This is a genomic window from Serratia sp. 22278 (assembly GCF_052045405.1).
Taxonomy (GTDB): domain Bacteria; phylum Pseudomonadota; class Gammaproteobacteria; order Enterobacterales; family Enterobacteriaceae; genus Serratia; species Serratia marcescens.
Genome location: NZ_JBQEOW010000026.1, coordinates 1 through 5,394 on the forward strand (window position 1 = coordinate 1; position 5,394 = coordinate 5,394).

The 5,394-nt window shown below is 51.8% G+C and carries 5 protein-coding genes, 4 tRNA genes and 1 other RNA gene; 8 read left to right on the forward strand and 2 right to left on the reverse strand.

Features of this window, described 5'->3' with window-relative positions; translation table 11 throughout:
• Nucleotides 1-408 precede the first annotated feature (408 nt).
• Both murB and birA read left to right on the forward strand, forming a co-directional pair.
• The gene (murB, locus tag ACTJJ6_RS23445) at nucleotides 409-1,446 is read left to right on the forward strand and encodes a UDP-N-acetylmuramate dehydrogenase (protein ID WP_151254215.1); all 1,038 of its coding nucleotides are present in this window, start codon (nucleotides 409-411) and stop codon (nucleotides 1,444-1,446) included.
• Complete coding sequence (gene birA / locus ACTJJ6_RS23450; protein ID WP_004929427.1) at nucleotides 1,443-2,405, forward strand: bifunctional biotin--[acetyl-CoA-carboxylase] ligase/biotin operon repressor BirA; 963 nt, start codon at nucleotides 1,443-1,445, stop codon at nucleotides 2,403-2,405. The genes murB and birA overlap by 4 nt, the downstream gene beginning before the upstream one ends.
• 48 nt (nucleotides 2,406-2,453) lie before the next feature.
• Here the strand turns inward: birA and coaA are convergent, their stop codons facing one another.
• Nucleotides 2,454-3,404, reverse strand: coding sequence for a type I pantothenate kinase (gene coaA, locus ACTJJ6_RS23455; protein ID WP_025304936.1), 951 nt, complete (start codon nucleotides 3,402-3,404; stop codon nucleotides 2,454-2,456).
• 219 nt (nucleotides 3,405-3,623) lie between these two features.
• Nucleotides 3,624-4,172, reverse strand: coding sequence for a GNAT family N-acetyltransferase (locus tag ACTJJ6_RS23460; RefSeq protein WP_085337720.1), 549 nt, complete (start codon nucleotides 4,170-4,172; stop codon nucleotides 3,624-3,626).
• A 396-nt stretch (nucleotides 4,173-4,568) separates the two neighbouring features.
• Between ACTJJ6_RS23460 and ACTJJ6_RS23465 the strand changes: the two genes are divergently transcribed.
• From ACTJJ6_RS23465 to ACTJJ6_RS23490, 6 genes are all read left to right on the forward strand, one after another.
• Nucleotides 4,569-4,644, forward strand: a tRNA-Thr gene (locus ACTJJ6_RS23465).
• A gap of 25 nt (nucleotides 4,645-4,669) precedes the next feature.
• Nucleotides 4,670-4,754: transfer RNA gene (locus tag ACTJJ6_RS23470), tRNA-Tyr, on the forward strand.
• 46 nt (nucleotides 4,755-4,800) lie between these two features.
• A non-coding RNA gene (locus ACTJJ6_RS23475) (RtT sRNA) lies at nucleotides 4,801-4,916 on the forward strand.
• A 36-nt stretch (nucleotides 4,917-4,952) separates the two neighbouring features.
• Nucleotides 4,953-5,027, forward strand: a tRNA-Gly gene (locus tag ACTJJ6_RS23480).
• A gap of 6 nt (nucleotides 5,028-5,033) precedes the next feature.
• Nucleotides 5,034-5,109: transfer RNA gene (locus tag ACTJJ6_RS23485), tRNA-Thr, on the forward strand.
• Between the two features lie 109 nt (nucleotides 5,110-5,218).
• Nucleotides 5,219-5,394, forward strand: a 176-nt coding sequence (locus tag ACTJJ6_RS23490; protein ID WP_016831079.1) for a GTP-binding protein, incomplete at its 3' end; no start/stop codon positions are given.

Genomic DNA, 5,394 nt, shown 5'->3' on the forward strand with positions numbered 1-5,394 from the left:
TCCCCATGCGAGAGTAGGACACTGCCAGGCATCAAACAAAGCCGAAAGCCCTGAACTGACGTTCAGGGCTTTTTGCTGTGCGTAAAATAAATATCCTGACAGTATCTATTACTTTGAAAAATGTTTTTTTTGGCATATGTAGCTTATCCTTATAAGGAAGCATAATGTTTCTTTGCTAGGGAAATAGCCAGCTAAATATATAATTGATAGTTCCAGATTATTATTTAAATAATAAAAATATCTATCTATGAACAGACTGATGAGAATTATCCGGTTATATCAAAGATAAATCTTAATTCTTCAGTGTATTAGTCGATAAATTTCACGTTAATTAAAACAAATATTAGCCAGACGCCTCGAATCGAGTAGACTAGGCGGAAGATTATTTCCGTATGGGTACTGAACGTTATGTCTACTGAAAGCGCGTCTTTAAAAAACCACAATACGTTTGCGCTCCCGGTCAACGCCGCGCACCTGATCATGGCCGATAGAATTGAGTTAATGCTCAAGGTGTGGCAACAAACGCGCAAGCGTCAGGAGCCGTTGCTGATTCTCGGTGAAGGTAGCAACGTGCTGTTCCTGGAGGATTTTTCTGGCACAGTAATGGTCAATCAGTTGAAGGGTATTGATGTTCGGGAAGATAACGATGCCTGGTATCTCCACGTCAGCTCCGGTGAAAATTGGCATGACCTGGTGCAATATACGCTGCAGGCCGGGATCTGCGGTCTGGAAAACCTGGCATTGATTCCTGGATTGGCCGGTTCCGCCCCTATCCAGAACATCGGCGCCTACGGCGTCGAATTGAAAGATATCTGCGAGTATGTCGATCTGCTGGACTTCTCTACCGGCGCTATCGATCGTATCCCGGCTGCCGAGTGTGGTTTTGGTTACCGGGAAAGTATTTTCAAACACCGTTTCCAGACTGGACATGTCATTGTCGGGCTGGGTCTGCGTCTCAACAAACAGTGGCAACCTAAATTGAGCTACGGCGATCTGGCCAAGCTGGATCCTGCCACGGTGACGCCACTTCAGGTATTTGAATCCGTATGCGCCATGCGCCGCAGCAAGCTGCCCGATCCGCGTGAAACCGGCAATGCAGGCAGCTTCTTCAAGAATCCGCTGGTGAACGCAGAGAAAGCCGCAGAACTCATCGCTAAATATCCTGCTATGCCGCATTATCCACAGCAGGATGGCCAAGTGAAGCTGGCCGCCGGATGGCTTATCGATCAATGCGAACTGAAAGGATATCGTATCGGTGGCGCTGCGGTACACCGCCAACAAGCGCTGGTGCTGGTGAACATCGCCAACGCCCACAGTCAGGATGTGGTGGCGTTGGCGCGCCACGTACGCAAGACGGTGGCTGATAAATTCGGCGTGTGGCTGGAACCTGAGGTGCGTTTTATTGGCGCGACCGGTGAACTGAATGCCGTGGCGGTGCTGTCATGAAAGATACCAAGGTTCCGTTAAAACTGATCGCGCTGCTGGCTGACGGCGAATTCCATTCCGGTGAACACCTCGGTGAGTCACTGGGCATGAGTCGCGCGGCGATCAATAAGCATATTCAGACCATTCGCGAATGGGGACTGGATGTCTTTACCGTGCCCGGAAAAGGCTATAGCCTGCCTGGCGCCATCCAGCTGTTGGAAGCCAAGCGAATCCTCAGCCTGCTGGAAGACAAGCGTGTAAGCGTGTTGCCGGTGGTCGATTCCACCAACCAATACTTGCTGGATCGCATCGACGAATTGCACTCTGGTGATGCCTGCGTCGCTGAATACCAACAGGCTGGACGAGGGCGCCGCGGGCGGCAGTGGATCTCGCCATTCGGCGCTAATTTATATCTGTCGATGTTCTGGCGACTGGAGCAGGGGCCGGCAGCGGCTATGGGGCTTAGCCTGGTGATCGGGATGGTGATGGCGGAGGTCTTGCAGCGTCTCGGTGCGGCTGATGTGCGCGTGAAGTGGCCTAACGATCTTTATCTAAACGATCGTAAATTGGCGGGGATCCTGGTCGAACTGACGGGAAAAACCGGCGATGCGGCCCAACTGGTCATCGGCGCCGGCATCAACCTGGCGATGCGTGATACCAATGCCAGCGCCATTACTCAGGGATGGATTAACCTACAGGAAGCGGGAATTCAGATCGATCGCAATGAACTGGCTGCGACCTTGCTTAATGAACTGCGTCAGTCATTGAAACAGTTTGAGATAGACGGACTCGCACCCTTTATCGGTCGCTGGCGTACCCTGGATAACTTTATCGACAGGCCGGTCAAACTGCTGATTGGCGAGCGACAGATTGTGGGTATCGCCCGGGGTATCGATTCGCAGGGCGCACTGTTGCTGGAACAGGACGGGGAAATCAAACCTTTTATCGGCGGAGAGATATCGCTGCGCAGCGCGGAATAGTGAGAAAAGACAAGGGGACGGCAGCGTCCCCTTGATCTTTCGGTAGGCTTATTTTCTTAAACGCACGCTTTCAACGGCATGGTTAGCGCTTTTGGTCATAATCAGGCTCGCGCGTTCGCGCGTAGGCAGTATGTTCTGCTGCAAATTCAATCCATTGATTTCATTCCATAATTGCGTGGCGATATTAATCGCCTCCGGTTCCGGCAATTTTGAATAATTATGGAAATAAGAATCGGGATTGGAAAATGCGCCCTGACGGAATTTCAGAAAACGATTGATATACCAGCTTTGCAATAGCGTCTCCGGCGCATCGACATATATAGAGAAGTCGACAAAGTCGGAAACGAATACGCGATGCGGATCGTGAGGATAATCCATACCGCTTTGCAATACGTTAAGCCCTTCCAGGATCAGAATATCCGGTTGCTCGATGACTTTATTACCTTCGGGCACGACGTCATAGATCAAATGGGAATAAACCGGGGCGGTGACGCGTTTGGCGCCGGATTTCACTTCCGACACGAATTTCACCAGGCTATGCATATCGTAAGACTGCGGGAAGCCTTTTTTCTTCATCAGGCCGCGTTCGTTCAGCACCTTATTAGGGTGCAAGAAGCCGTCGGTCGTGATCAACTCAACGCTGCGGTGTTCTGGCCAACGGCTCAACAACGCCTGCAACAGACGTGCGGTTGTGCTCTTACCTACGGCTACGCTGCCGGCGATACCGATGACATAGGGAATCTTTTGCCCGTCGGTGCCGAGGAATTGCTCGAGCACCGCCTGCCTACGCAGGTTGGAACTGATATAGAAGTTCAACAGTCGTGACAGCGGCAGATAAATCTGCGCAACTTCTTCCAACGAGAGATCTTCGTTAATCCCTTTCAGTTTAACGATCTCTTCTTCCGACAACGTCAGCGGCACCGAATCTCGCAACGCAGCCCATTGGGTACGATCGAACTGTAGGTAAGGCGTTGCTAAAGATTGATCTCTTTTTATCATAAGCCAAATTCTGCCTGTTAACGCAGGTTGGGAAAGGCGCCGGACGCCAACTCCAGAGAATAAACAAGCTGCATATTATAGACAGCTTCGTTTTTGGCGTAGACTTTTTTCGCAAAAGTTGTCGATAGGCAGCAGTTTATGTCAATTGTGCGAAGCGGCGCGCAGTTGATAAAGCGGGGTTGCAAGGCGGTATCATCAGAGCCGGATACCGCCTGAAGACTAACTGGCGATGGCGCGCGAAGGCTGACTTACGGTGAACAGACGTTTGTAATAAATGACGGTCGGATGGTAATGCCCATCGGGACCCGCTGCATAATCCGGCAGCTCACCCAAACAGCGATAACCCAGGCTGCGATAAAGCGCTTCTGCCGCCGAACCGGCCTGCGTATCCAGATACAATAGCCCGCGTTGCTGCTGCAGTGCCGCGTACTCCAGTGTCTTCATCAGAGCCTGACCTACGCCGTTGCGGCGAGCACGGCTATGCACCAACAGCTTCACTACCTCCGCACGATTACGGCCGTTCGGCTTCTGGCAAAGCTCGAGTTGCACGGTGCCAACGACGCCGCGATCGTCACGGGCAATCCACAGCAGCAGCTCACCTTTGGCCAGGGCCGGTCGCAGACTGTGGAAGTAGCTCTCGGCGTCTTCGTGAGGAATTAAGGTGTCGTAACCGACAGAAGCGCCGTGCGTGACGGCATCGGTCAACAGGCGGGCCAATTCATCGCGGTAAATCGGCAACGTAGCGGCGTTGATAGGCACTATTTTCATCGGTCATTCCTCCTGGGATGGGGGTAATGAAGAGAAGCAATAACTGAGCCACAGCGGCGAAAGGCATAGCAACGGCAAAAGGGCGAGGGATCAGTGTAGCCCACGCCGCAGTTCGGGGCAGGTATCCCCTTTTTGGTGCATCGATCCCGCTCACAGTTTACCATCGCGGGTTAAGTGTTTTGAGAAGCCCGACACGGAGAAAGCGGCGCTCAAGGCTTGCAAAAAGTGGATAAAATTGTAGAGAATGATTGCCGCGAGTGATGAATGTTTGCACGCCGCAGGCTGCAAATTGCATGACAGTATGCAAAATTGACTGATTTATGAGCGAAAGTGCGCGTAAAGCAATTTTTTTGTTGCATAGGTCGCCCGCTCTACCTAGAATGCGCTGCACTTGATGCCGGCTTAGCTCAGTAGGTAGAGCAACTGACTTGTAATCAGTAGGTCACCAGTTCGATTCCGGTAGCCGGCACCATTCAAGTCACAAGTAGTTAAAATCTGGTGGGGTTCCCGAGCGGCCAAAGGGAGCAGACTGTAAATCTGCCGTCACAGACTTCGAAGGTTCGAATCCTTCCCCCACCACCAAATCTTGCCTTCGGCGATTAACTGAGATGCGATGAATACCGCAGCGGTTGATGGCGGGAGGAGAGGGCGAAAGCCTTCGGCAAGGTTCGAGCTGTGCAGCGCAAGGCGCAGCCGGCCCGAAGGATGCGAGCCGAGTGATGAACAATCCTGCTCCATCCCAAAATTCTACAGAAAAATCAGGTAGCCGAGTTCCAGGATGCGGGCATCGTATAATGGCTATTACCTCAGCCTTCCAAGCTGATGATGTGGGTTCGATTCCCACTGCCCGCTCCAAGATGTGCTGATATAGCTCAGTTGGTAGAGCGCACCCTTGGTAAGGGTGAGGTCGGCAGTTCGAATCTGCCTATCAGCACCACTTCTTAATTTCTCGCCCCCTGATTTTCTTTCTGTTCTGGATTCAACGAGCAAATGCTTGGTTGATGTGGTGATACCACCGATTTATCCGTGTCTTAGAGGGACAATCGATGTCTAAAGAAAAGTTTGAACGTACAAAACCGCACGTTAACGTCGGTACTATCGGCCACGTTGACCACGGTAAAACTACCCTGACTGCAGCGATCACTACCGTACTGGCTAAAACCTACGGCGGTTCTGCACGTGCTTTCGACCAGATCGATAACGCGCCAGAAGAAAAAGCTCG